Annotated in this window: 19 protein-coding genes; 9 read left to right on the plus strand and 10 right to left on the minus strand. The window is 72.5% G+C overall.

Features of this window, described 5'->3' with window-relative positions; all coding sequences use genetic code 11:
• Positions 1-78: acyl-CoA dehydrogenase family protein (locus E0F75_RS38615; protein ID WP_189278101.1), on the plus strand; the 78-nt coding region annotated here is incomplete at its 5' end.
• A gap of 66 nt (positions 79-144) precedes the next feature.
• Here E0F75_RS38615 and E0F75_RS38620 read toward each other — a convergent pair.
• Positions 145-1,422 (minus strand): LCP family protein, encoded by a 1,278-nt coding sequence (locus E0F75_RS38620; protein ID WP_229315692.1) that lies wholly within the window; start codon positions 1,420-1,422, stop codon positions 145-147.
• A gap of 130 nt (positions 1,423-1,552) precedes the next feature.
• Between E0F75_RS38620 and E0F75_RS38625 the strand changes: the two genes are divergently transcribed.
• Positions 1,553-2,086: an acyl-CoA thioesterase gene (locus E0F75_RS38625; RefSeq protein WP_229315693.1), complete on the plus strand. Its 534-nt coding sequence runs from the start codon at positions 1,553-1,555 to the stop codon at positions 2,084-2,086.
• On the opposite strand, the gene E0F75_RS38630 is transcribed toward E0F75_RS38625, so the two are convergent.
• Together E0F75_RS38630 and E0F75_RS38635 are read right to left on the minus strand one after the other, a co-directional pair.
• The gene (locus E0F75_RS38630) at positions 2,074-3,570 is read right to left on the minus strand and encodes an MFS transporter (RefSeq protein WP_229315694.1); all 1,497 of its coding nucleotides are present in this window, start codon (positions 3,568-3,570) and stop codon (positions 2,074-2,076) included. The genes E0F75_RS38625 and E0F75_RS38630 overlap by 13 nt on opposite strands.
• On the minus strand, positions 3,567-4,952 hold the full coding sequence (locus E0F75_RS38635; protein ID WP_229315695.1) for an LCP family protein: 1,386 nt from the start codon (positions 4,950-4,952) through the stop codon (positions 3,567-3,569). Before E0F75_RS38635 ends, E0F75_RS38630 begins: the two co-directional genes overlap by 4 nt.
• Positions 4,953-5,209: 257 nt before the next feature.
• On the opposite strand from E0F75_RS38635, the gene E0F75_RS38640 reads away from it, so the two are divergent.
• A complete protein-coding gene (locus E0F75_RS38640; RefSeq protein WP_229315697.1) occupies positions 5,210-6,244 on the plus strand; it encodes a glycosyltransferase family 2 protein in 1,035 nt (344 codons plus the stop codon).
• A 131-nt stretch (positions 6,245-6,375) separates the two neighbouring features.
• Here E0F75_RS38640 and E0F75_RS38645 read toward each other — a convergent pair whose 3' ends face one another.
• The 4 genes from E0F75_RS38645 to E0F75_RS38660 all read right to left on the minus strand — a co-directional run bounded on the left by E0F75_RS38645 (position 6,376) and on the right by E0F75_RS38660 (position 12,487).
• Positions 6,376-8,142: an LCP family protein gene (locus E0F75_RS38645; protein ID WP_229315698.1), complete on the minus strand. Its 1,767-nt coding sequence runs from the start codon at positions 8,140-8,142 to the stop codon at positions 6,376-6,378.
• Positions 8,143-8,192: 50 nt separating this feature from the next.
• The gene (locus E0F75_RS38650) at positions 8,193-9,935 is read right to left on the minus strand and encodes an LCP family protein (protein ID WP_229315699.1); all 1,743 of its coding nucleotides are present in this window, start codon (positions 9,933-9,935) and stop codon (positions 8,193-8,195) included.
• Between the two features lie 268 nt (positions 9,936-10,203).
• Positions 10,204-11,433 (minus strand): LCP family protein, encoded by a 1,230-nt coding sequence (locus E0F75_RS38655; protein WP_229315700.1) that lies wholly within the window; start codon positions 11,431-11,433, stop codon positions 10,204-10,206.
• Positions 11,434-11,734: 301 nt separating this feature from the next.
• Complete coding sequence (locus E0F75_RS38660; protein WP_229315701.1) at positions 11,735-12,487, minus strand: TIGR03089 family protein; 753 nt, start codon at positions 12,485-12,487, stop codon at positions 11,735-11,737.
• A 137-nt stretch (positions 12,488-12,624) separates the two neighbouring features.
• Between E0F75_RS38660 and E0F75_RS38665 the strand changes: the two genes are divergently transcribed.
• From E0F75_RS38665 to E0F75_RS38675, 3 genes are all read left to right on the plus strand, one after another.
• Entirely contained in the window at positions 12,625-14,190 is a 1,566-nt protein-coding gene (locus tag E0F75_RS38665) for a peptidoglycan recognition protein (protein ID WP_229315702.1), read from the plus strand.
• Between the two features lie 105 nt (positions 14,191-14,295).
• Complete coding sequence (locus E0F75_RS38670) at positions 14,296-15,378, plus strand: NDP-sugar synthase (RefSeq protein ID WP_229315703.1); 1,083 nt, start codon at positions 14,296-14,298, stop codon at positions 15,376-15,378.
• Positions 15,379-15,743: 365 nt separating this feature from the next.
• On the plus strand, positions 15,744-16,706 hold the full coding sequence (locus tag E0F75_RS38675; RefSeq protein WP_229315704.1) for a DNA-3-methyladenine glycosylase: 963 nt from the start codon (positions 15,744-15,746) through the stop codon (positions 16,704-16,706).
• A gap of 283 nt (positions 16,707-16,989) precedes the next feature.
• Here the strand turns inward: E0F75_RS38675 and E0F75_RS38680 are convergent, their stop codons facing one another.
• The 3 genes from E0F75_RS38680 to E0F75_RS38690 all read right to left on the minus strand — a co-directional run bounded on the left by E0F75_RS38680 (position 16,990) and on the right by E0F75_RS38690 (position 19,903).
• Complete coding sequence (locus E0F75_RS38680) at positions 16,990-18,318, minus strand: coenzyme F420-0:L-glutamate ligase (protein ID WP_229315705.1); 1,329 nt, start codon at positions 18,316-18,318, stop codon at positions 16,990-16,992.
• Positions 18,319-18,365: 47 nt separating this feature from the next.
• Positions 18,366-19,319 (minus strand): 2-phospho-L-lactate transferase, encoded by a 954-nt coding sequence (gene cofD, locus E0F75_RS38685; RefSeq protein ID WP_229315706.1) that lies wholly within the window; start codon positions 19,317-19,319, stop codon positions 18,366-18,368.
• Positions 19,320-19,381: 62 nt separating this feature from the next.
• Positions 19,382-19,903, minus strand: coding sequence for a cysteine dioxygenase family protein (locus tag E0F75_RS38690; RefSeq protein WP_229315707.1), 522 nt, complete (start codon positions 19,901-19,903; stop codon positions 19,382-19,384).
• A gap of 701 nt (positions 19,904-20,604) precedes the next feature.
• On the opposite strand from E0F75_RS38690, the gene E0F75_RS38695 reads away from it, so the two are divergent.
• The 3 genes from E0F75_RS38695 to E0F75_RS38705 all read left to right on the plus strand — a co-directional run bounded on the left by E0F75_RS38695 (position 20,605) and on the right by E0F75_RS38705 (position 26,603).
• The gene (locus E0F75_RS38695) at positions 20,605-20,868 is read left to right on the plus strand and encodes a WhiB family transcriptional regulator (protein WP_015033978.1); all 264 of its coding nucleotides are present in this window, start codon (positions 20,605-20,607) and stop codon (positions 20,866-20,868) included.
• A 432-nt stretch (positions 20,869-21,300) separates the two neighbouring features.
• The gene (locus E0F75_RS38700; protein ID WP_229315708.1) at positions 21,301-25,053 is read left to right on the plus strand and encodes a glycosyltransferase family 2 protein; all 3,753 of its coding nucleotides are present in this window, start codon (positions 21,301-21,303) and stop codon (positions 25,051-25,053) included.
• On the plus strand, positions 25,050-26,603 hold the full coding sequence (locus tag E0F75_RS38705) for a DUF5719 family protein (protein ID WP_229315709.1): 1,554 nt from the start codon (positions 25,050-25,052) through the stop codon (positions 26,601-26,603). Before E0F75_RS38700 ends, E0F75_RS38705 begins: the two co-directional genes overlap by 4 nt.
• Positions 26,604-26,782: the final 179 nt, after the last annotated feature.

The following is a 26,782-nucleotide window of genomic DNA, read 5'->3' on the forward strand; positions in this document are numbered from 1 at the left end:
CGCGACGCCAAGATCACCCAGATCTACGAAGGCACCAACCAGGTCCAGCGCATCGTCATGGCCCGCAACCTCCCGTAGGGGAGGAACGAGAAGGGCGCCCCACCCGGCCGGGGAGGGGCGCCCTTCGTCGTATGCGCGAGCGGGTCAGCGATCCGCCTCGACGGTGACCTTCTCGTCGTTCTGGATCTGCTGCACCAGCTGCTTCACCTTGGGCATGTCCCACTTGAGGGAGTTCTGCGGTGCTTTGCCCGAGATCGGGATGTTCATGGACTTGCCGTCGCCGCTGTTGATGCCCTTCATGGCGAAGAACATCTTGCCGAGGTCGTACAGCGACATGTCCTTGTCCACGATCAGCGTGTCCAGACCGGCGCCCAGCGTCGGGTACAGCGCGAACGGGTTGAGGATGGTGCCCGGCGTCGCCGCCTGGTTGGCCAGGGCGGAGAGGAACTTCTGCTGGTTCTTCGTCCGCTGGAGGTCCGACTGGGCGAAGGCGTACCGGGTCCGGACGAAGGCCAGGGCCTGCTCGCCGTTGAGGGTCTGCGTACCGGCCTGGAAATCGGCGCCGGACTTCTTGTCCTTGAAGCCCTTGTCGATGTTCAGCTCGACACCGCCGAGCGCGTCGACGATGTTCGCGAAGCCGGCGAAGCCGATCTCGGCGTAGTGGTCGATGCGCAGACCGGTGTTGAACTCGACGGTACGGACGAGCAGCTCGGGGCCGTCCATCGCGTACGCGGCGTTCAGCTTGGAGCCGCCGCGCGCCGGGTACGTCTTGCCCGACTCGGAGCCGACGAAGCTGGGGATCGTCACCCAGGAGTCACGGGGGAGCGAGACCATCGTGTTCCCGCTGGAGCAGGCCGCGAGGATCATCATCGAGTCGGTCCGCTTGCCCTCGGCGGAACCGGTGTGGAGCTTCTTCTTCTCCTCGGCGGACATGCCCTCACGGCTGTCGGAGCCGACGATCAGATACGTCGTGCAGTCGCCCTCGGCCGGACGCTCGATGACCTTGGAGAGGTCGACCTCGTTGCGCATCTGCGAGCTGGCCCAGGCGTAGGTGCCGATGCCCCAGGCGGCGACGGCGACGACCAGGACGATCGAGCCGACCTTGATGCGCTTGCGCCAGTCCGGAGCGGGACGCCCGGGACCACCGGAGCCGGGGCCCGGCGCGTACTGCGGCGGCACGGTGCCGCGCCCGCCGCCCTGCGGGCCGCCGGCCTGCGGGCCGCCGTAGACCTGGCCCGAGCTGTAACCGGAGTCGTAGCCCGAGCCCTGCGCCTGGGTGAAGTTCGGGTTGTAACCCTGGTCGTGCCGAGGCGGCTGCTGCGGAACCTGCGGACGCTGCACATGGCTCATCCGGCGAGGTCCCTCGGGCTGGGAGTTCGCGCTGCCACGGTCGTAGCCGCCGTCTTCGGGCCAGTCATTCATGCGGACCAGTGTGCCGGGCATGCCTTTACGCGCGACAGGCCGGGTGGAGGATCGGGCCGGTGCTGTTGCCAAGCTGATGCAAAGGGGACCGAACGGCGACGGCCGTGGGACCCGGCATATGGTGGAGGGCATGACAGATCAGGGCGATATTCCGGGCAAGCCCACCTCGGCCTCCCGCACCACCCTCAGCCACATCATGACCAGCCACGACACCAACCTCCTCGGTACGGTGCACGGCGGCGTGATCATGAAGCTGGTGGACGACGCGGCGGGCGCCGTCGCGGGCCGGCACTCGGGCGGACCGGCGGTCACCGCCTCGATGGACGAGATGGCCTTCCTGGAGCCGGTACGAGTCGGTGACCTGGTGCATGTGAAGGCCCAGGTGAACTGGACCGGCCGGTCGTCGATGGAGGTCGGCGTACGGGTGCTCGCGGAGCGCTGGAACGAGTCCACGCCCGCGACCCAGGTCGGCTCCGCGTACCTGGTCTTCGCCGCCGTCGACGCGGACGGCAAGCCGCGCCCGGTCCCCCAGGTCGTCCCCGAGACGGAGCAGGACAAGCGCCGCAACCAGGAGGCGCAGATCCGCCGCACCCACCGCCTGGCCCGCCGCCAGGCGATCAAGGAACTCCGCGAACGCCGGGCGGCCGAGGGTTACGAGGACTGAGGAGCGACGGGGACGGTCAGCGCGTGCGAGGCCGCTGCCGCACCGTAGGCCCCGGGCCCGGCCCGTCGGCGGCGGGCCCGTACCGCGAGGACGGACAGCAGCATGCCCGCGCCTGACGCCACCGTGAGCAGCAGGCACGCACCGGACAGGCCCGCCGCCAGCGCGTCGGCCGCCGTGTCGCCGTCCGCGGTCCGTGACGCGCCCACCGACGTGTTGACCGTCGCGACGGCCGCGGTGAACGCGGCCGCGCCGATGTACCGGGCCATGTTCGAGATGCCGGAGGCGGCGCCGACCGCATCGGCGGACACCGACGAGGTGGACGCCGAACTCGCCGGTCCGTTGACCAGCCCCAGGCCGACGGCCAGCAGCACCAGCGGCAGGACGAACGCCGCGTACCGCCAGTCGCCCTGCACGAACACCAGCAGCGCACAGCCGGCCGTCGCCGCCGCGAAGCCCAGCGCGATCACGGGGCCGATCCCCAGGTGCTGGACCGCCCGGGGCACGAGGGGCGTGACCGCGATCAGACCCACCGTCGCGGGCAGCGTGGCCAGGCCGGCCTCGAACGGGCTCAGCCCGAGCGTGGCGGGGTTCTGGAAGTAGAGGCTGACCAGATACATCAGCCCGTTGATGACGCCCGCGCTCAGCAGGATCGCGACCGTCGCCCCGATCAGCACCCGGTCGCGCAGCAGCCGGAGGTCCACCAGCGGCGCCTCGACCCGGCGCTCCACCGCGACGAACCCCACGGCCGACGCCAGGGCCACCGCGAAGCAGCCGAGCACCCCGGCCGAGGTCCAGCCCCAGTCCGACCCCTCGCTCAGCGCGAGCAGCGCCGGGGCGAGCACGGCGGCGATCAGCACGGTCCCCGCGAAGTCGATCGAGCGGCTGCGCTCGGGATCACGGGATTCGGCGACGCCCTTCAGGGTGATCGGAACACAGGCGAGCGCGATCGCCGCGTCGATCCAGAACAGCCCCTGCCAGCCCGTACCGTCCACCAGCACACCGCCGACCAGCGGCCCCGCCGCGGCCCCCACCGCCGACGCGCCGCCCCACAGCGTCACCGCCCGCACCTGCCCGGCACCGGACGTGGACACGGACAGCAGGCTCATCCCGCACGCCAGGATCGTCGCCCCCGACGCCCCCTGGATCGCCCGGCCCACGATCACGCCCACGCCGCCGCCGGACAGCGCGATGAGCACGCACGAGGCGATGAACAGCGCCAGCCCGCACAGGAACACCAGCCGGCGTCCGAACACGTCGCCGAGGGCCCCCGAGGTGACGATCACCGCCGCGCCCACCAGGGAGTACCCGGTGACGGCCCACTGCAGGGTGTCCAGCGACATCCCGGTGTCCGCGCTGATCGCCGGCAGCAGGATGCTCACCGCCGACGTGTTGGCGTTGACGATCAGGGTCGAGACACAGGTCACGATCAGCACGGCCGCCGACGCCGACCGCCCGGCGTCCGCCGCTACAGCCTCCGCGGTCACGGGCACACCACCCGGTCACCCGTCACCGCTTCGAACGGACCGCCCCGTGCCGTCTCCTCGCTCCGAACCGCCGTCACCCCCTTGTAGTCGGCCCCCACCGTCACGCGCAGCGTGCCGCCCCGCCCCTTCACGGCCCGCAGCTCCGCCCCCGGCAGCGCCGCCGCGAGGGACTTCGCCGAGCGGTCCCAGCGGGGGTCGTACTCCACGAGGGTCCGCGCCCGCTCCTTCCCGGTCCCGGTCTTCGGCGTCCGGGTGGTGTCGAAGCCGGTCCCGCGCAGCGCGTCGTCGACCTTCCGGCCGAGCCCGTCCGTCCGGGTCCCGTTGTAGACCTGCACCCGCACGGTCCGCGGTGCCACATCCACGACCACGGCCCTCGGCGCCTTAGCCGAGGACGAGGAACCCGCATTCGAGGCGGCCAGGGGCCGGTCCTCCCGCAGCGCCTGGAACAGCCTCTGCGCCTTCGCCGCGTCCCACTTCACCGTCGACCCGATCCCCTTCACGGGAAAGCTCATGTCCCCGATCGGCACGGACACGAACTCCGACGACGCCGGTGTGAACCCCCGCATCGCCTTGGAGAGGGCGAGCAGCTGATCCGTACCGAAGTCCTCGTCGGCCCGGACGGAGCTCAGCATCGTCGTCGCGACCTCACGGAACCGCACCGGGTTGAAGAGCACCCCGCCACTCGTGATCCGCTCGACCAGAGCCGCCAGGAACCGCTGCTGCCGCTGCATCCGCCCGATGTCCGCGGCCCCGTCGATGTGCCGGGAGCGCACGTACTGCAGCGCCTGCCCGCCGTCCAGCTCGTGGGTGCCGGCCGGCAGGTCGAGCCCGGTGTAGGAGTCCTTGACCGGCCGGGTCGTACAGATCTGCACCCCGCCGACCGCGTCCACCGTCCGCATGAAGCTGGTGAAGTCGACCTCCAGATAGTGGTCGATCTTGACGCCGGTCATCGACTCGACGGTCCGCACCGTCAGCGAGGGCCCGCCCTCCGCGTACGCCGCGTTCAGCTTCACCGGATGCGCGTGGTGCCTCCTGCCGCTGGTGAGATCGGTGTGCTCGGGCATCTCGGCGTACGAGTCACGGGGCAGGCTCACCACGCTCGCCCGCTCCCGGTCCTCCGAGATGTGGACGAGCATCACCGTGTCGGTGCAGCGGCAGGGCGCGCCGCCGAGCCGGTACTTCGCCTTCTCCTCGGGGGTGATCCGGTCCCGGCCGTCGGTGCCGACGACGAGGACGTTCATCCCGTGCCCGGCCTGCGGCCGGTTCTTCATGTCCTTGAAGGGGTCGACCCGGGTGATCCCGGTGTCGAGGCCGGTGACCAGCGCATGCCCGATCCCGCCCGCCGCGAGCACCGTCACGGAGAGCGCCGTCGCCATCCGCATCCCCCACCGGGGGCGCCTCCGCCGCCGGCGGACCGGCGCGGAACGGGCGGCGGGCCGGGGACGGGGCGTGCGGGGCGGTGTGGGCACGGACGGACACCTCCGCGGGTGTGACTAAGGGAACCGTGAGCACGGTAGGCCCATACGATCAGCGCAAGGCAGCACCACCCGGGCGGCACGCCCGCTGTCCCCCGTTCGCGGTAACGTGGCGGGCAGATCCGCCGTCTTCCGGGGAGTGACCCCCGAACCCCCGAGGAACCATGCTGCCCCCCGTCTCCGTGATCATGCCGGTCCTCAACGAGGAGCGGTATCTGCGCACCTCGGTTCGTCACATCCTGGAGCAGGAGTACGACGGCGAGATGGAGGTGGTGATCGCGCTCGGGCCGTCCACGGACCGCACCGACGAGATCGCCGCCGAACTCGTGGCCGAGACCGCGTCCGATCCCCGTGCCCGCGTCACGACCGTCCCGAACCCCACGGGCCGTACGCCCGCCGCGCTCAACGCGGCGATCGAGGCCTCGCGTCACCCGATCGTGGTGCGGGTGGACGGTCACGGCATGCTCTCCCCGGACTACATCGCCACGGCCGTCCGGCTGCTGGAGGAGACCGGCGCGCAGAACGTCGGCGGTGTCATGCACGCCGAGGGCGAGAACGCCTGGGAGGACGCGGTCGCCGCCGCGATGACCTCGAAGATCGGCGTGGGCAACGCCGCCTTCCACACGGGCGGCGAGGCGGGCCCCGCCGAGACCGTCTACCTGGGTGTGTTCCGGCGCGAGGCGCTGGAGCAGCAGGGCGGCTACAACGTGGAGTTCATCCGCGCCCAGGACTGGGAGCTGAACTTCCGCATCCGCGAGGCCGGCGGCCTGATCTGGTTCTCGCCGGAGCTGCGCGTCCAGTACCGCCCGCGGCCCAGCGTCCGCGCGCTCGCCAAGCAGTACAAGGACTACGGCCGCTGGCGCCACGTCGTCGCCCGCTACCACCAGGGCTCGATCAACCTGCGGTACCTGGCCCCGCCGACCGCCGTGTGCGCCATCGCCGCGGGCCTGGTCGTGGGCGCCGTCCTCACCCCGCTCGGCTTCGTGGTCCCGGCCGGCTACCTCGCGGCGATCACGGCCGGCTCGCTCCCCGCGGGCAGGGGCCTGTCGCTCAAGGCCCGCCTCCAGATCCCGGTGGCGCTGGCGACGATGCACATGTCCTGGGGGTACGGCTTCCTGACGAGCCCGCGCTCGCTGGCGAGGAAGGTCATCGCGAGCCGCCGCCCGGCGGTCCTGGCCGGCGAGCCCGAGACGGTCTGACGGACCCCTCCGCCGCGCGGCCGCCCTCGCAACGGGCTTCCCCCGCAACGGCTTCCCCCGCAACGGCTGACGGCCGGGTCCCTCACGGGTCCCGGCCGTCAGCCGTACAGGGTCACGCGTACAGGGGAAGGTCAGCTCTTCCCGTCCCACTTGTAGACCGAGTAGATGTCCATGCAGGTCGCCTTGTCGTCGGCGCCCTCGGGCAGGTCGCCCGCCTCTGCCGCCGGCTTCTTGTAGGCGGTGCCCTCGCGCCAGTCCGCCCCGACGATCAGCGTGATGCCCTCCGCCGTGGCGTCGGCCCTGACCTTGGCCTCCGGCAGCCCGAGGGCCTTCGCCACGGACACCGCGTTCGCCCTGCCCTGGTCGCCGGCGTCCTTCGGGTAGAGGACGACCGTGTCCTCGCGGGGCTGCGGCTCCTGGGAGGAACCGGCCTGCGTGAAGCCCTTCTCCGTGAGCGCCGCGGTGATCGCCTTCGCGCGGCCCTCGACGGGCGCCTCGTCGGTCCCGGCGGTGCCGTTGGCGACGGTGACGGGGAAGGAGCCCGGGTCCTCGGCGGCCGTCTTCGGCTTCGCCGACGCGCTCGGCTTCGGCTTGGCCGTGGCCGGCTTGCCGTTCTTGTCGAAGGCGATGTCGTCGCGGAGCATCGCCCACATCTTGTCGGCGGACGACTTGACCATTTCGAGCTTGTTCTTGTCCTGGGGCCAATCGACCGTGGGGACCGTCGCCGTCGTGAGACGGTTCATCTTCACGTTCTTGAGCTGCATCGACAGGTCGAAGAGCTTCTTCACCGACTTCAGCTCGTCGGAGACCTGGAGCGCCTGGGTGGCCGTCTCGGCCAGCCCCATCAGCTGACCGGTGTCGCTCCAGGCGTTCTGCTTCTGGAGCTTCTCGACCATGCCGTTGAGGTACATGTGCTGGGCCTTGGCCCGGCCCTGGTCGTTGCCGAAGGCGTGCCGGGTACGGAGCCACTGGAGGGCCTGCTTGCCCTGGATCTCGTGGGTGCCCTCGGGCAGCTGCAGACCCGAGCCGCCCTTCACCAGCCGGGTCGGCTTGTCCCAGACCCCGGTCTTCACACAGACGGGGACGCCGCCGACCTCGTCGGCCATCGCCACCACACCCGCGAAGTCGATCATCATCCAGTGGTCGATGTAGACCCCGGTGAGGCTCTCCCAGGTCGTCAGCGTGCAGCCGGGACCCCCGCGTCCCAGCGTCTCGTTGATGGGAGAGGTCGTCGTCGCCTGGAAGGTGGTGCCGTCCTTGCCCGTGCACTTCGGGATGGGCACGATGGTGTCGCGCGGGATGGAGACGATGGAGGCGTTCTGCCGGTCGGCCGAGACGTGCAGCAGCATCTGCACGTCCGCGAGCGGAGCCGACTGGCGGAGGTTCTTGCCGCCGCCGAGCGCCACGTTCTTGGCGTCGGCCCGGCTGTCGGAGCCGATCAGGAGGATGTTGAGCGGGGTGTCGCCGAGGGCGTTCGGCGCGGCCTTCTTGACGCCGCTCTCGCCGCCCGCGCGCGAGCCGCCGCGGATGTTGCCGTTGAGATGCTCGTAGTACAGGTATCCGGCGCCGGCCGTGCCGAGTATCAGCACCGCGAGCGTGATCGCGACCCAGCGCAGCACCTTGCGCTTGCCGGCCTTCTTGGCGCGCCGGCGCGAGCCGCCGCGACGGTGGCTCGACCGTCCGTCGGCGCCGCCGCCACTGCCGCTCCCGGTGCCGCGCCGGCGCTCGGCGCGGGTCGTCGTGTCGGAGACGGACTCTGTGTCCGTCTCCTCGGGAGCGTCGGCCGGCCCGGCGCCGGTGGCCGCACCGGCGTCGTACAGCTCGTCGTCCCAGCCCATTTCACGGGCGCGCGGAACGCGTCCGCGCGTTCCCTCCCCACGCACGCTGTTCTGTCCCACCCCAGGTCCCCTCGTCAGTCAGGAGCGCGCCAAGTTCCGTTGTTTCCGGACTACTTGGCGCACACCTGCTTGTCAGCTTGTACCTTCTCGACGTCCGGCGCCTTCACCGGACCGTTGATGGGCACCCCCGCGCCCTTGAAGTCGGCGCCGAGGACGAGCGTCATGGGCTCGCGTTCCGCGGCGTCCTGCGTGCCCGGCTTGAGAGCCGTGGCGGCCAGACCCATCATGTCCGCGAGCTTGCGGGCCTGATCGGCCTGGTTCGGTGCATAGGTGAGCGTCGTCTTCGCCGCCTTCTCGGGGGCGTTGCTCTTGTTGGTGGAGCGGGTGACGCCTTCTTCGTTCTGCAGCCAGTTGATGGTCGACTGGGCCGCGCCCTGGATGCCGCTGCCGTTGAAGACGTCGACGCGTACGTCGACGGCCTCGGCACGCGCACCCTGGAGGAGCTTCGCCTGGGCCTGCGCCTGGGCGTTCTTGGCGTCCTGCTGCTTCTTCTTCACCTCGGTGAGCGAGGTGTCGGCCTGCATCGCGGCGAAGAGCTGCGGTGCCTGCGTCGGGTGCGGCACCACGGTGATCGGCTTGGGCTCGTCCGGGTTGTCGACGACCGGGAGGGTCGCGAACGCGATGTTCTTCGTGTCGATCCCGGAGAGCTCCTTGGCCAGGTCCTGGAGCTTGGAGAGGGACCCTATGCCCTTGTCGACGGTGAGCGCGTCCGTCGCCGCCTCGGCGAGGTCGTACAGCTTCGTCGGGCTGGTGAGCGTCTCGTTCGACTTCATCTGCCGGATCATCGAGCCGAGGAACTGCTGCTGGACCTTGATCCGGTCCAGGTCGCTCTTGTTGCCGAAGCTGGAGCGGGTACGGACGAAGGCGAGCGCCTTCTCGCCCTCGATGACCGACTCGCCGGCCGGCAGCTTGAGGTGCGACTTGGGGTCGTCGACGGCCTTCTCGACGCAGACCTTCACGCCGCCGACGGCCGAGGTCAGCTCCTTGACGGCGTTGAAGTCGACCATCATGAAGTGGTCGACGGTCAGACCGGTCAGCTCCTTGACCGTACGCATGGTGCAGCCGGGGTCGCGGCCGTCCTGGCCGAGGCTCACGTTGAAGCGGGCCTGCTGCTGGCCGGGGATCGTGAGGATCTGGCCGTCGGGCTGCCGCGTCTGGCACTCGGGGATCGTCGTCATCAGGTCGCGCGGGATGGAGAGCGCCGTGGCGTTCGTCCGGTCCTTGGAGACGTGGAAGAGGATCGTGGTGTCCGCGTGGCCGGGGCTGTTGTTGTCGCCGTAGCCCGAGTTGCCCTCGCCGGTCCGCTTGTCGGTGCCGATGATCAGGACGTTGAAGGCCTCGCCCTTGCGGAAGCCCTGGCTCTGGGGGCCCACGGGGTCGACGACGTCGATGTTCCCGTCGAGCTTGTTGTAGAGCAGGTACGCGCCGGTCGCGCCGCCGACGAGGACGAACGCCATCGTGCCACCGGTCCACAGCAGGACCTTCTTCTTGCGGGACGCGCCCTGCTTGCGCTTGCGGCGGCTCGCGGGCGACTCCTTGCCCCGGCCGCCTTCGGGCTCGGAGACCCGCCGGCGGCGCTGGCCGGGCACGGGTGCCTCGACGGACGGGTCGGCGGAGGTGTCGCGCGACGCGGGAGCGGGAACGGTGGATCTACGGGCCCCGGACGGCGTCTGCGGCTGCGACTGCCCAGCGGAGTGGTCCAGTCGCAGTTCGTAGTTGCCCGTCTGCGGGTTGAGCACCCACTGGTCGGCGGGGTCGATCTCGTCCGCCCGTCCACGGCTGTGCGCGTCCACGGTTACTCGAGTCCTCCGTCGGTGCCACGCGAGGCGCCTCCCCCACTGGGCGCCGCTCTCTCGGTCGTTCGATCCTTGGTGAGTGCGACCACGCGGTCGGGGTGCACCGGATCGCGTCACACTATCCGCCCAGTTCAGCGTGGGGCGACGCGCGTGACAAATTCCACGCACCTTACAACCGGGCAATTTGCTCAAACCTCATCCCTCCCCACCCTCCCCTTGGTGCGCCCTTTACTCACCGCCCCCGCGGCCCCCTCCGGTGGCCGCGCTAGGAGCACACTCCTTCCGCGGCGCTGCGCCCCGTGAAGGTCGGAGTCACGGAGGGGGCCGGGCTGTCCGCGTCGTCGGGCTTGCCGTCCGCCCCGCTCCCGCGCGTTCCCGTCCCGTCCTTCTTCTCGTCGCCCGGGGTCACCACGACGGCCCGGTCCTCCCGTAGCTGCTTGAAGAGTTGACTCGCCGCCGGCTGCACCAGTTCGTCCCGGTTCGCGTTGTACGCGTAAGGGCGTCGGGGGACCGTGAGGAACAGCACCTTCTCGGTCGGGATGGCCCGCATCGAACGCGCCAGGTCGTACAGGTCCCGCAGCGAGTCGAGCCCCTGGTCGGTCGTGATCGCCTTGGTGGCCGCATCCAGGACCGGATACAGCTTGGTCGGGTTCAGCAGGACCCCGTCGCTCTGCACCTTGCTGACCAGGGCGCCGAGGAACTGCTGCTGGCGGTCCATGCGCTCGGTGTCGCTGCCGTTGCCGATCGACTTCCGGGCCCGTACGAAGCCGAGGGCCTGCTCCCCGTGGAGCGTCTGGCGCCCCGCGGGCAGCTTCAGCTTCGCGGCCGGGTCGTTCACCGGCTCCTTGAGGCAGACCTCCACGCCGTCGACGGCGTCCACCATCTTCTTGAAGCCCCGGAAGTCGATCACCATGTGGTGGTCCACCCGGATCCCGGTCAGCTTCTCGACGGTACGGATCGTGCACGCCGTACCGCCGAACTCGAAGGCCCAGTTGAACTGCGCGAACTGCTCACGGGTCCGCGTACCGTCCGTCTTGCGGCAGCTCGGGATCGTCACCATCAGGTCGCGGGGGAGCGAGACGGCCGTCGCGCTCTTCTTCCCCGCCGACAGGTGCAGCAGGATCGTCGTGTCCGAGCGCTGGGTGCCCTCGTCCTTGCCGTACTTCCGGTTCCCCTCGCCCGACCGGGTGTCCGAGCCGATGACCAGGATGTTCCGGGCGGCCGAGACGACCGCCGGCGGGCGCTCCTTCTCGTACCTCCGGAGCTCGGCGGCGGCGGTGGTGTCCGTGGTGATGTTGCCGTCGAGCTTGCGGTAGAACCACCAGCCGACCCCGGCCGCGGCCAGCACCACGAGCGAGACGCCGAGTGCCGTCCACCGCAGCCAGTGGCGTCGGCGGCGCGGCTCCTCCGGAGCCCCGGGAGCCGTGCCCTCCGTCGCGGTCCCCTCCGGTGCCGGGGGATCCGGTTCGGCGGGCGTACCAGCACGGTCCGTCACGTCTGAGTCCGTCCTTCATGGCGTCGGCGGCGCGCCGGGCGGCCGCCGGTCGTAGAAGGAGACGGCCGAACCCCACGCATGGTTGTGCGGAAGGAGTCGACTCCCCCCGGCCGATCATGTACCGGACGGGGCGCGGTGACGCGTGGACTCGGCGCGGCGTTACGCCGAACGGGGGCCGTAGTGGCCAACCGGCGCCCGGGTCGGTCGGGGCTGATGCCGGACGGGTCTGACAGGGCGCTCAGTCGGGGTGGGCGGGCGGCTGCGGGTTGGGAGGGGGGTGAGGTGTGTTCAGTGGTCGCGGTCAGGCCTCGGTGACCGTGACCCGCTCGCTCTCCACGCGCTTGGCCAGGGACTCGGACGACAGCTGGTCCAGGTTCCGGCAGAGCACCACGGAGCCGCCCGCCGCGAGCGGGGCGTACAGGCCCGTCGAGAGGCCCTTCCAGTCTCCGTAGCCGAGCCCGGAGAGCAGCCGGGCGCCGGGGGCGAGGCCGAGGGCCTCCGCGTCCGCGCGGGCCTGCTCGACGAGCTGCGCGCCACTGCGTTCCGCACCGTCGACGACGAGCGCGGGAGCAGCCGGATCGACCGGCACGAACGGGGCGAACCGGTCGCCCTGGCTCGGCACCTCCACCGCGTAGTCCGCGTACCCGGCGGGGACGGCAGGGAAGCGGCGGCCCAGCGGGGCGAGGGAGAGCGCGATCCGCTCCCCGGAACACGCGAGACCCGCCTCGAGCGTGTCCGGGCCCGCGACCACCAGGTCCGCGTCGGCCGGGTCGCCGCCCACCTCCGCGGTCACGCCGACGGACGAGCAGGCGAGCAGCCACACGGCCGTCTGCCAGTGCGCGGGCAGCAGCAGCGCGAGCCGGTCGCCGGGCTCGGCGGACAGCTCGCCCTGGAGCAGATTCGCCGTCTTGGCCACCCAATTGGCGAAGGTGGCGACGGACAATTCCACCCGCTCACCGGTGGCGTCGTCGTAGAAGGTGACCAAGGGGCGGGCGGGGTCCGCGGCGAGCGCGGATCGCAGCAGGTCGGCGGGGGTGCGGTCGCTGGCGTTCACGCCGGACAGCGTACGCGCGCCGCCCCGCCGGGGTCCGCCGTACCGGTGACGCCGTCCACCGGTCGGCCCGACGGGGCGTCGGTTTCCCGGCGGGTTCCCGACGCGCGGAACGGCCCCGGGCTACGCACGATCGGCCCATGCGTTGCTCACTCGTCTCCTCGATCGCCGTGACCTGCGCGACGGTCCTCGCCCTGCCGGTCTCTCTCGCCGCACCCGCGGCGGCCGCGGTGCCATCGGCGCTGGGGCTGCCACCGGCGGCCACCGCGCAGCCACCCGCGCCCGAACTGCCCGGCGCCACGCAGTCCCTGCCACTGGAGCCACTGGACGACAGCGACCGGTCGCTCGGCGGCGGGACGGACGACGCCGACGTCCAGGGACTCACCCGACGCGACGTCAGGCCCTTCTCGCTCGTCGGCGTCGTGTGGGACGACCCGGCGGCCGCCCTGCACGGCGTCGTGCAGGTCCGCACCCGGGCCACCGGCGGCGGCGCCTGGTCGGAGTGGCAGGACGTGGAGACCCACAACGAGGAACACGGCGCCGACCCGGACACCGCGGAGGGCCACGGGCGGACGCTCAAGGGCTCCACGGCCCCGCTGTGGGTGGGGGACTCGGACGGCGTCGAGATCCGGGTACGGGGGGACGAGCCGCTCCCCGAAGGCCTGCGGCTGGAACTGGTCGACCCGGGCGAGGCCCCGGGCGAGGCCCCGGCTCAGGACCCTGGCCAGGACCCGACGACGGCGGCGGCCCCCGTGACCGCGGCCACGACGGCCACGACGGCCACGACGGTGACGGCGGCCTCGTGGTCGCGCACGACGGCGGCCTCGCTGACCCTGGCCGGCCTGAGCGCGGCGCAGGCGGCGGTGAGCGGTGTGAACACCCAGCTCGCCCCGTTCGGCGCGGCCTGGATCCCGGCCCTGTCGAAGGAGGCCACGGAGCTCACGCTTCCGTACGCACCGAGGGTGCCGCAGGCGATGGCCCCGCCGGCCGCCCAGTCGGCCCCGGACGAGGGCCAGTCGGCCCCGGACGAGGCTCTCGCCGAGGCAGAGTCCCCCGTCGAGGCCCAGGCCCCCGACCAGATGGCCGCAGCGAAGCCGTACATCGGCCCCCGCCCCAAGATCATCACCCGTGCGGGCTGGGGCGCCGACGAGCGCATCCGTGAGAAGGGCTTCGTCTACACCAAGACCATCAAGGCCGCCTTCGTGCACCACAGCGCCACCGGCAACAACTACACCTGCGCCCAGGCGCCCTCCGTTCTGCGCAGTATCTACCGCTACCACGTCCAGAGCAGTGGATGGCGAGACTTCGGCTACAACTTCGCCGTCGACAAGTGCGGAAACATCTACGAAGGCCGGGCCGGGGGAGTGGCCAAGCCGGTCCTCGGCGCGCACACCCTCGGGTTCAACACCAACAGCATGGGCATCGCCGTCCTCGGCACCTTCACCAAGAGCACCCCGCCGGCCGCCGTCGTGACCGCCGTCGCCCGTCTGACGGCCTGGAAACTCGGGCTCCACGGGGTGAACCCGAAGGGCTCGGCGTACCTCGTCTCCGGCGGTGGAAACCTGTACAAGAAGGGCAGCACGGTCAAGCTCAACGCCATCGCGGGACACCGCGACGGATTCGCGACGGAGTGCCCTGGAGCACAGCTGTACGGCAAGCTCGGAACGGCCCGCACGAGCTCCGCGAAGTACCAGGGAAGGAGCTGATGGGGCCATCGGGGCAAGCATCTGCCTAAACTGACCGGTCATATCGCACGGACGACCGAGACGGGCGAGCTGACAGGCCCCGAAACAGGAAGCAGAGACGACAAGGTGACAGAAGCGATCCTCCTGGTCGGTGGCAAGGGAACACGGCTGCGACCGCTCACGGTCAACACGCCCAAGCCCATGGTTCCGGCGGCCGGCGTCCCCTTCCTGACGCACCAGCTGGCCCGCGCCCGCGCCGCCGGCGTCGAGCACATCGTGCTCGCCACCTCCTACCTCGCCGAGGTCTTCGAGCCGCACTTCGGTGACGGCTCGGCGCTCGGCCTGAGCCTGGAGTACGTCACCGAGGAGGAGCCGCTCGGCACCGGCGGCGCGATACGCAACGTCGCCTCGCGACTGCACTCGGGCCCCGACGACCCGGTCCTGATCTTCAACGGGGACATCCTCACGGGCCTCGACATCCAGGCCCTCGTCGCCACCCACTCCTCCTCCGGCGCGGACGTCTCGCTGCATCTCACCCGGGTCGAGGACCCGCGCGCCTTCGGCCTGGTCCCCACGGACGCCACCGGCCGCGTCACGGCCTTCCTGGAGAAGCCGCAGACGCCCGAGGAGATCGTCACCGACCAGATCAACGCCGGCGCGTACGTGTTCCGGCGCTCGGTCATCGACAGGATCCCCGCAGGCCGACCCGTCTCGGTCGAGCGCGAGACCTTCCCGGAGCTCCTCTCCTCCGGAGCCCACCTCCAGGGCATGGTCGACTCCACCTACTGGCTGGACCTCGGCACCCCGCAGGCCTTCGTCCGCGGCTCCGCCGACCTGGTCCTGGGCCGCGCGCCCTCCCCGGCCGTCCCGGGCCGCTGCGGCGACCGCCTGGTCCTCCCGTCGGCCCGCGTCGCCCCGGACGCCAAGCTGACCGGCGGCACGGTCGTCGGCGCGGACGCGGTCGTCGGCGAGGGCGCCCGCATATCGGGCTCCACGCTGCTGGCCGGCGCGGTCGTCGAACCGGGCGCGGTGGTCACCGACTCCCTGATCGGCGCGGGCGCCCGCATCGGCGCGCGCACGGTCCTGACGGGCGCGGTGATCGGCGACGGCGCGCAGGTGGGCCCCGACAACGAACTCCGCGACGGCATAAGAATCTGGTGCAACGCCACCCTCCCGGCCGGCACGGTCCGCTTCTCCTCAGACCAGTAACCCCCACCGCCCCCCGGGCACCCCTCCACCCCTGAACCGACACCCACCTTCAAGCCCTTCACGGCCTACAAACGCCTCTGACCGCCCTTCGCGTCCTCCGCGAAGGGCGTCCACAACAGATGGCGAAAGCGGGCGGTCGACGGCATCTGGAACTGGAAGAGGGGCCGGACCATCATGCGCTTGGGCGGTCTCGTGGTGTCACCTGCGAGGTCGTGGGATCCGGGCGGTGATTCCCAGCCCGCCGACCAGGCAGCGAACCGCAAACGGCTCGGCAGCCGCGGTGGACGCCCTCCGGCTTTCGAGCGCGAAGCCCGCACGCACGGCACCAGGCCCGGCCGAACCCGCACCGGGCTACGCTCGTACCCATGGCCGGCCGCTTCAGACCCACCACCCCCACCACCCGCACAGCAGTCCGCGGCGGCCACACTCCCGTACCCACGCCCCCCGACGCCCCCCTGGACCTCGGCCTCACCCTCGGCCCCCTCCGCCGCGGCCCCGCCGACCCCACCTTCCGCGTGACACCCGACGGCTCCGTCTGGCGGGCGAGCCGCACCCCCGACGGCCCCGGCACGATCCGGGTGGCGATCCCGGACGGCGCGGCCGAGGCCGAGGCCTGGGGCCCGGGAGCGACCTGGCTCCTGGACAACGCCCCCGCGCTGCTCGGCGCCGAGGACGACCCCGCCGCCTTCGTCCCCCGCCACAAGCTGGTCCTGGCGTCCCACCGCCGCCGCCCCGGCCTCCGGCTGACCCGCACGGGCCTGGTCCTGGAGTCGCTGATCCCGACGATCCTGGAGCAGAAGGTCACCACGACGGAGGCGTACGGGGCCTGGCGGCAGCTCGTGCGGAAGTACGGCGAGCCCGCTCCGGGCCCGGCCCCCGAGGGCATGTACGTGATGCCGGACGCACGGACGTGGACGCAGATCCCGTCGTGGGAGTGGCACCGCGCGAACGTCGACGGCAAGCGCTCGGCGACGATCGTCCGCGCGGCCAGGGTCGCGGCGCGTCTGGAGGAGGCCGTCCTCATGGAGCCGCCGGCGGCCCGCAGGCGGCTGGAACTGGTCCCGGGCATCGGCCCGTGGACGAGCGCGGAGACGATCCAGCGGAGCAACGGCGCCCCGGACGAGGTCAGCACCGGCGACTTCCACCTGCCCGGCATCGTCGGCTGGGCCCTGGCGGGCGACCGGACGGCCGACGACGAGGCGATGCTCGACCTCCTGGCCCCGTACGCGGGCCAACGCCACCGAGCGGCCCGCCTGATCCTCCTCAGCGGTCGGGTCCCACCCCGCCGGGCCCCCCGCATGACTCCGGGAGACATCACCGCGCTCTAGCCACACGGCCGGGCAGGCTCCCGGCCTGGGCAGGCCCACCATCCGGCAGGCTCACGGCCCCCCAGGCCCGTAGCCCGGCAGGCCCACCAGCCGGCAGCCTCACGGCCCGACTGGCCTACCGCCCCGCAGGTCACCACCCGGCAGCCTCACGGCCCGCCAGGCCCGTAGCCCGGCAGGCCCACCAGCCGGCAGCCTCACGGCCCGACTGGCCTACCGCCCCGCAGGTCACCACCCGGCAGCCTCACGGCCCGGCAGTCCCACCACCCCGCGGAGCCCCCGGAACCTACCTCACCGCGACGAACTCCGAAGCCACCCGCGCCCCCCGCTCCCGCGGTTCCCCCGCCGGACGTCCGATGGCCACCGCGCCCAGCGGGTCCCAGTCGGCCGGCAGGTCGAGGACCTCCCGTACGACGTCCCGGCAGAACATCGTCGAGGACACCCACGCCGAGCCCAGCCGCTCACCGGCCAGCGCCACCAGGAAGTTCTGGACGCCCGCGCCCGCCGCCACCACGAACATCTCGCGCTCGGCCGCGTCCCGGCGCGGGTCGCCGTAGTGGTGGGAGCCGTCCATGACGAGGCAGGGCACCGCCAGGTACGGGGCGTTGCGCAGGACGTCCCCGCGCCGGACCCGCTTCGCGATGGACTCCTCGGACCGGCCGTCCCGCCGCAGGTCCGCGATCCACGCGTCCCGCATCGCGTCGAGCAGCCGTACCCGCGACGCCGCCGACTCCAGGAGCACGAACCGCCACGGCGTCGTGTGGTGCGGGGCCGGCGCCGTCAGGGCCGCAGCGACCGCGCGCCGTACCGCCCCCGGGTCGACCGGGTCGTCGGTGAACTCGCGTACGGTCCGCCGCAGCGTCACCGCCTCCCGTACGGCCTCCGACGTGCCCAGCCGGAACATGTCGTCGGCGGCGTCGCGCACCAGCGCCCGCGCCCCCGGCTCCTCGTCCCCGGCCACCACGTGCGGAAGGCCCCGGACGACGGCGACCGGCAGACCCGCCGCCTTGCCCTTCACCAGGTCGCCCGCGGCGGCGAGTTCGTCCGCCGTGGCGACCACCGTCGCGCTCAGCGGGTTGCCGAACGCGTCGGTCCCGCCGCGCAGATCGTCGAGGACCCGCACTCCGGCCGCGCCGATCGCCACGTCGGTGAGCCCGCCGCGCCAGGGCCGCCCGAAGGTGTCCGTGACGACGACGCCCACGTCGACGCCGAGCGCCTCGCGGAGCCCCGAACGGATGCGCCGCGCCGAGGCGTCGGAGTCCTCGGGCAGCAACAGGACGGTTCCGGCAGGGGTGTTGGACGCATCGACCCCGGCGGCGGCCATGACGAGCCCCTGCCGGTTCTCGACGATCCGCAGGGTGCCGCGCCGCGCCACCACCCGTACCGTCTCGGCGTCGATGGCCTCCTCGCGGTCGTCGGCGGCGATCACCCGCCCCTCGGCCTTGCTCACGATCTTGGAGGTGACGAGGAGGACGTCCCCGTCGACGAGTTCCGGCGAGACGGAGGCGATCAGCTTGGCCAGGTCGTCCCCGGCCGTCACCTCCGGCAGCCCGGGCAGCGCCCAGACCCGGTACGAGGGAGCCTCCTGCGGCACTCCCGCCTCGATGGTCCCCACAGAGCCCACAGAGCCCACAGAGCCCACAGACCCAGCAGTCACATCAGTCACCGCAGCTCCTCCGCGAGCGCCAACGCCTCCCGTGCCATCGCCGCCGTCGCGTCGACATCGGTCATCATCAGCGGGACCGCCCGGCAGCGGATGCCCGCCGCCTCGACGTCCGCCACCGCGCCCGCGTCGACGGTGTCGACGAGCCAGCCGCCGAGGAGCTCGGAACCGTAGTTCCTGGCGACCGCCGACGCCGTCGACTCCACGCCGACCGCCGCGAGCACCTTGTCGGCCATCCCGCGCACGGGCGCGTCACCGACGATGGGGGAGAGGCCCACGACGGGCGCCCCGGCCGCGACGATCGCCTCACGGATCCCGGGCACGGCCAGGATGGTCCCGACGCTCACCACGGGGTTGGACGGCGGGAAGAGGATGACGTCCGCCTCGGCGATGGCTTCCAGGACGCCCGGCGCGGGCTTCGCGGCCTCCGCGCCGACCGGCACGATCGCCTTCGCGTCGACGGAGGCGCGCAGCTTCACCCAGTACTCCTGGAAGTGCACCGCGCGCTGCTCGCCGTCGACCTCGATCGCCACATGCGTCTCGACGCGGTCGTCGGACATGGGGAGGAGGCGTACGCCCGGCTGCCAGCGGGCGCAGAGCGCCTCGGTGACGGCGCTCAGCGGGTAGCCCGCGCCGAGCATCTGGGTACGGACGATATGGGTCGCGAAGTCCCGGTCGCCGAGGCCGAACCACTCGGGTCCGACGCCGTACGCCGCGAGTTCCTCCTTGACGGTGAAGGACTCGTCCGTACGTCCCCAGCCCTGTTCCTCGTTGATGCCACCGCCGAGGGTGTACATCACCGTGTCCAGGTCGGGGCAGACCTTCAGCCCGAAGAGATGGATGTCGTCACCGGTGTTGCCGACGACCGTGATCTCCGCGTCCGGCGCGGCCTGCTTGAGGCCGCGAAGGAAACGGGCACCACCGATACCGCCGGCCAGAACCACAATGCGCATGCGAACAGTCTGTCAGCCGAAGGCTGATCGCATGCGGGGTGGTCGGGAGACGGGCCGGCCTGTCAGGCGACGACGGCGCCCGGGGCGAGAGGGGCGGCGACGGGAGCGCACTGCGCCCGGAGCGATTCGTGCATCGGCATCTCGGTGAGGCCGGGGAAGTAGACGTGCAGGCTGACGGCCGGTTCGAGGGAGTCGTTGACGACCTCGTGGACGTATCCCGGCGCGAACACCCGCTCCGAGCCCGGCGCGAGCGCCCGCGTGCCCCGCTCCGTGCGCTCCGTCAGTTCGCCCTCCAGGACGGTCAGTACGCCGGAGGAGACGCCGTGGTCGTGGAGCCCGCTGCCCTGACCGGGCACCCAGGAGAGCAGCCACACCTCGTAGCCGGGGCCGGTGCGCAGCCGGTGGTACCAGCGGGTCGTGGCGTCGTACTCGACGTACGGGGCCCACTGGGCGCGGTCGTCGGCGATCGAGCGGGCCAGGCCGGCGAACTCGGCCACCGTCTGGGGGTGGGCGCGCTCGGGCTGGAGGAGGTGCGGGACCTCGAGGATGTCGCCGGCGATCTGAAGGTCGCTGTCCATGTTCATGGGTGGGGTGGTTCCTCAGCAGAAACAGAAGCGGTGGGGGTCACGGAGAAGAGGTGACGCGAGTGACGCAGGGTGACGCTGGGGGAGAAGCTGGAGCTCTACGGCATCAACAGCTGGGACAGCAACAGCAACAGCGCGCCTGGACAGCGCTGCGGAACCCACGGCTGTGGGTCGCGGAGAGCGCTGCGGTCGCTGGCATGCCACCAAAGGTGGCCGGAACGGCACCCGACTGTCAACCCAATGCCCGATTTGGGGGTAATGTTTCACCTCATCCGGTTACAGTGCGCGGAGAAAGGTTTGTTCAGCCGCGGACCAGGAGAGATGGCGCTTCAACCGTGCCCGTAAACATGGCGGCGCCCGCGTGATCGACCACGCTCGGTCACCACGCGGATCCCGGCCGGTCCGTGATCGGACTGTGATCCGGATCGCTTCCATGGCTGGATCGCAACAAGATCCAAGTCTCGGACGTCCTCCCTTGTGAAGGGTCGCGCACGGTGCACCCAGGCCGGTGGCATGTGTCGCGGTTTTTGGTGATTTGAACACTTTCCGCATACGCTTGGTTCCGCAGAGTGAATACGAGGCCCAATAGCAGATCTCGGCTTGACTCGCGCAGAGCACGAACTTGTAATTTCACTCGTGTCGTTCGGCCGGGTTCGCAACGGCAACACCACGGGGACGCACAGAACAGACGAGGGGCGCACATGACCGAGTTGTTCCAGGAACTGCTGGTCGAGGACGCGGACGAAGAACTCGGCTGGCAGGAGCGCGCGCTGTGCGCCCAGACCGATCCCGAGTCCTTCTTCCCCGAGAAGGGCGGCTCGACCCGAGAGGCCAAGAAGGTCTGCCTCGCCTGCGAGGTCCGCTCCGAATGCCTCGAATACGCCCTGCAGAACGACGAGCGGTTCGGCATCTGGGGCGGTCTCTCCGAGCGCGAGCGACGCCGCCTGAAGAAGGCCGCGGTCTGAGCCGCCGCCCGAACCGCGCGAAGCCTCCCGGGCCCCGCGAAGCCATCCGGGCCCGCGCGAAGCCTTCCGGGCCACGCGAAGCCTCCCGGGCCCGCGCGAAGCCTCCAGGGCGCCGCGCGCCGGGGTGCGCACACCGAGAACACGCGGTCCACCGAGAACGGTCCGCCACCTGTGGTTCATCCCCAGGAGGCGGACCGTTCCGCGTGTCAGGAGGCGGACGGCACGCCGCCAGGACGCGGACGGCCCGCCGTCAGGAGCCGCGCCGCTCCGCGTGTACCGCGGGAAACTCCGCACGCATCGCGAGAAACCCTTCCTCCCGCTCTGTCCACAGCGGCGGCGGACCGCTCCGCGTGCAGCCGTTAGTGTGGGCCTCCGTCCGAGACGCTTCCCACGCCCCCCGCGGGCGACCCCGGCCGGAGGGCCCGTAGCTCGATGTCCTCAACTCCTGAGTTTCCGCGACACGTCGTCACCGCCGTGCTCGTCACCCACGACGGCGCCCGCTGGCTGCCGGACGCCCTCGCCGGGCTGCTCGCCCAGGAACGCCCCGTGCAGAACGTGGTCGCCGCCGACACCGGCAGCGCCGACGACTCGGCGCAGCTCCTCGCCGACGGCATCGGCGCCGACCGCGTCCTCCATCTCGCCCGCCGCACCGGCTTCGGTGCCGCCGTCGAGGAGGCCGCCCGCACCGCGCCCGTGCTCGGACCCGAGGACCTCCCCTATCTGAAGCGCCCCAGCGGCTGGGACCCGGTCAGCCGGAGCTGGAACGACGAGGCGTACGACCTCCCCGACCTCCCGCACGGCGAACCGGTCCAGTGGCTCTGGCTGCTCCACGACGACTGCGCCCCCGAGCCCGGCGCCCTCGCCGAACTCCTGCGCGTCGCCGACTCCGACGCGGACGCCGCCGTCATCGGCCCCAAGCTGCGCGGCTGGTACGACCGGAAGCAACTCCTTGAGACCGGCGTCTCCATCGCCCACAGCGGCCGCCGCTGGACCGGACTCGACCGCCGCGAGCAGGACCAGGGCCAGCACGACCAGGTCCGCTCCGTCCTCTCCGTCTCCACCGCCGGCATGCTCGTCCGCCGCGACGTCTTCGAGGAGCTCGGCGGCTTCGACCGCCGCCTGCCCCTCATGCGCGACGACGTCGACCTGTGCTGGCGCGCCCACTCCGCCGGACACCGCGTCCTGATCGCCCCCGACGCCGTCCTCCGGCACGCCGAGGCCTCCGCCCGCGAGCGCCGCACCGTCGACTGTGCCGGGCGCACCGCCGCCAACCCGCACCGCGTCGACAAGGCCGGCGCCGTCTACACCCTCCTCGCCAACAGCCGCGGCGCCGCCCTCCCGTACGTCTTCGTCCGGCTGATCGTCAGCACCCTGCTCCGCACCCTCGCCTATCTCGTCGGCAAGGTCCCCGGGCAGGCCGTCGACGAGGTCATGGGCCTCCTCGCCACCCTGCTGCGCCCCGAGAAGATCCTCGCCGCCCGCAGGCGCCGCAAGAACCCCGTCGTCCCGGCGAACGAACTCCGCCCGCTGTTCCCGCCGCCCGGCGCCACCGTCCGCGCCGCCGTCGAGCAGTTCACCGCCAACTTCGGCGGCTCCGAGGCCGATTCCGGCGGCTCCCGCCACGGCGTCGAGTCCGGACCCGGCGGCGACGACGCCGACTACCTGGAGATCGAGCAGTTCGCCCGGCTCAAGAAGATCGCCCGCAAGCCGGGCCCGGTCCTCTTCGCCCTCCTGCTCCTCATCTCCCTGGTCGCCTCCCGCAACCTCTTCGCCGGCGGCTCGCTGGCCGGCGGCGCCCTGCTGCCCGCGCCCGACACCGTCTCCGCACTCTGGTCGCGCTACGCCGACGGCTGGCACGCCCTCGGCACCGGCGGCACCCAGACCGCCCCGCCGTACCTCGCCGTCCTGGCCGCGCTCTCCGCGCTCTTCCTCGGCTCCACCTCCACCGCGCTGACCGTGCTGCTCGTCTGCTCGGTCCCCCTCGCCGGCTTCACCGCGTACTTCGCCGCCCGCGGCATCGTCGAGTCCCGGCTCCTGCGTGCGTGGGGCGCCATCGCGTACGCCTTCCTGCCCGCCGCCACCGGGGCCCTCGCCACCGGCCGGCTCGGCACCGCGGTCCTCGCGATCCTGCTGCCACTGATGGCCCGCGCCGCCGTCGCCGCCCACGGCTTCAACCGGCCGGACCGTGGCAGCTGGCGCGCCACCTGGGCGTACACCTTCCTGCTGACCTTCGCCACCGCGTTCACCCCGGTCGTCTGGCCGCTCGCCGTCCTCCTCGGCCTCGGCGTGCTCGTCGTCCGCCGCTCCGACATCACCGCGTACGGGCTGCGCTTCCTGGCCGCCGTCGGCACCCCGCTCCTCGTCCTCGCCCCCTGGTCGCTGACGCTGCTCACCGACCCGGCCGCGTTCCTGCGCGAGGCCGGCCTCGACATCCGGACGGGCACGGCCACCGCGCTCGACCTGCTCGGCACGAGCCCCGGCGGCCCCGGCACCACCGGCGGACTCCTGCTGGCCGGCCTCGTCCTCGCCGGTCTGGCCGGGCTGCTGCGCGAGGAGCGGCAGCTCGCCGTCCGCGCCGCCTGGGCCGCCGGCCTCGCCGGCCTCCTCTTCGCCGCCCTGTCCAACGGCGCGGGCGGCACCGGCTGGGCCGGACCCGCCACCCTCGTCTACGGCGCCGCACTCATCGCCGCCGGCATGATCGGCGCCGAGGGCGGCCGCACCCGCGTCGCCGCCCACGGCTTCGGCTGGCGCCAGCCCGTCGCCGCCCTCATCGCCCTCGCCTGCGTCCTCGGCCCCGCCGTCGCCGCCGCAGGCTGGATGATCGCCGGCGCCGACGGTCCGCTGACCCGGCGCGACCCGGTCCAGGTCCCGGCGTTCGTCGCCGAGGAGTCCGGCACCCGTGACCAGCCCCGCACCCTCGTCCTCGGCGGCACCTCGCCCGGCGAGGTCACGTACACCCTGGTCCGCGGCTCCGGCGTCCGCCTCGGCGACGCCGAACTCAACGCGGCCGCCGAGAACGACCCGCGTCTCGACGACGTCGTCGCCCACCTGGTCGCCGGCTCCGGCGCCGACCAGACCGAGCAGCTCAGCGGCTACGCCATCCGCTACGTCCTGGTACGGGACGGGGCACCGCGCCAGATGAGCCGCGTCCTCGACTCCACCCCCGGACTCAGCCGCCTCAGCCAGCTCGACGGCAGCGCGCTCTGGCGCGTGGACCGCGAGATCGCCCGCGTCATGATCGTCCCGCCGGCGGCGAAGACCGCCGAAGGCGCTACGCAGGCGACCGCGGACTCCGCCAAGGCACCGACCGCCCCGGTCGCCGTCGCCGCCGGCCCCGTCGAGGCGCACACCGAGATCCCGGCCGGCCCCGCCGGCCGCGTCCTGCGCCTCGCCGACCGTGCCGACGAGGGCTGGACCGCCACCCTCGACGGCAAGGAGCTGACCCGCACCACCGTCGACGGCTGGGCCCAGGGCTTCGAACTCCCCGCCCAGGCCGGCCGCCTCGACCTCACGTACGACCAGCCCCTCACCCGCACCGCGTGGATCTGGGCCCAGGTCGGCCTCGCCGTCGTCCTCCTCGTCCTCGCCCTGCCCGGCCGGCGCCGCGAGATCGACGACGACCTGCCCGAGGAGGAGCTCGCGATCCCCGCCCAGGCGACCGAGGGCGACGGCCGCCGTGCCCGCCGCCTGCGCGCCGCCGCGGAGGCCGAGGCGGAGGGCGAGGCCGCCGAGACCGGCGGCCAGGACCCGGCGCCGGAGACCACCGGGATCCCGGAGCAGCAGACCCAGGAGCCCCAGGAGTGGGACGGCGGCTACGACCCCGCCTACGCACAGGCCCAGGAACAGCCGCAGGGCGGCCACCAGGAGCAGCCCCAGCCCCAGGCGTACGCCGAGCAGGGCTACTACCAGGAGTACGCGGCCGACCCGTACCAGCAGCAGCCGTACGCGTACCCCCAGCAGGGCTACGAACAGCAGCCGCAGCAGTACGACCCGCAGCAGCCGTACGCCGACCAGGGCTACGACCCGCAGCAGTACGACCCCCAGCAGGGGCAGTACGGCGGGCAGGGCTACGAGCAGCAACAGCAGCAGTACGACCCGCAGCAGTACGACCCGTACGACTACGGCTACGGGCACCCCCAGGGCCACGAGACCGAGCAGCGTCCCGACGGGAGCAGCAACCAGTGAAGCGCACGACCCTCTCCCTGATCGCGGGCGCCACGGCGCTCGCCGCCGTCACCGGCTTCGCGTCCCTCACCACCCCGGACGGCGCCGCCGCCCCCCGTGCCAAGGCGCCCACCCGACTGCCGGTCGAACGCGCGGGCCTGGCCTGCCCATTGCCCAGTACCTCCGAGCTGGCCGAGACCCTCTACACCTCGTACACCCCGCTCAGCGGCGGCGGTACGGACCCGGCGAAGGGCGGCTCGGGAGGCACGGGCGGCTCCGGTACGGCCGACAAGCCCGCCACCGCCACCGCCCAGCTGCGGCCCGCCGCGAGCACGACGACCTCCGGCGGCGCCACCAAGGGCGGCAAGAAGCCGAAGGCCCCGGCCACCGTCACCGCCCCCGGCAAGCCCGTCACCGCCGAGGCGAACGGCCCCGCCGCACCCGCCCTCACCGGTGCGGCGACCGGCACCCTCGCCCCCGGCTGGACCGTCCAGCAGACCACCGTCGTCCCGGCCGGCGGCGCCCGCGGCCTCCTCGGCCTCAGCTGCGGCGCCCCCGACACCGACTTCTGGTTCCCCGCGGCCTCCACCGCCAAGGAACGCCAGGACTACGTCCACCTCACCAACCCGGACGACACGGCCGCCGTCGCCGACATCGAGCTGTACGGCCCCGAGGGCGTCCTCAAGTCCCAGTTCACCGAGGGCATCCCGGTCCCCGCCCGCTCCACGGTCCCCGTCCTGCTCTCCACCCTCACGGGCGAGGCCGCGCAGCAGTCCGTCACCGTCCACGTCACCACCCGCAGCGGCCGGGTCGGCGCGGCCATCGGCTCCGCCGACGAGAAGCTCGGCAGCGACTGGCTCGCGGCCTCGGCCGACCCGGCGAGCACCGCCGTGCTCCCCGGCATCCCGGCCGACGCCACCTCCGTACGCCTGGTGGCGTTCGTCCCGGGCGAGGACGACGCCGACCTGAAGATCCAGCTGGTCACCCAGAGCGGCACGATCGTGCCGGCGAGCGCCCGTTCCCTGCACGTGAAGTCGGGGATGACGGCCGCCATCGACCTGCCGGACCTCACCCGTGGCGAGGTGGGCTCGCTGATGCTCAGCCCGAGCGACCCGAAGAAGGCCACCCCGGTCGTGGCCGCCCTCCGGGTGGTCCGCGGCAAGGGCGACGACACCGAGGTCGCCTTCGTACCGGCGACCGGGGCGATCTCCGCCCGTGCGACGATCGCCGACAACCGGGCCAAGGGGACGACGCTGGCCCTGACCGCCGTCGGCGCGGCGGCTCAGGTGAAGGTCACCGCCTCGGCGGGTTCCGGCGGCGGGACGCCCGTGACGAAGACGGTCACGGTCAAGGCGGGCACGACGACGGCCCTGACCGACCTGGTCCCCGCGGGCCTCAAGGGCTCCTACGCGCTGACCGTCGAACCGGTCTCGGGCGGCAAGGTGTACGCGGCGAGGACGCTGGCGGTGCCGCTGGACGGCACCCCGATGTTCACGGTCCAGACCTTCGTGGACGACCGGGGCACGGTCGAGGTCCCGTCGGCCCGCCAGGACCTGGGGGTCCTGGACTAGGGGCGAGGCCGGGAAGTACGGGCGGGCGAACCACGGCCACGGGCCGGCCGGCCTGTACCGGGGTCAGCTCGGCCTGTACCGGGGTCAGCTCGGCCTGTACCGGGGTCAGCTCGGCCTGTACCGGGGTCAGCTCGGCCTGTACCGGGGTCAGCTCGGCCTGTACCGGGGTCAGCTCGGCC

It is taken from the genome of Streptomyces sp. CB02980 (genome assembly GCF_014451325.2).
Lineage (GTDB): Bacteria > Actinomycetota > Actinomycetes > Streptomycetales > Streptomycetaceae > Streptomyces.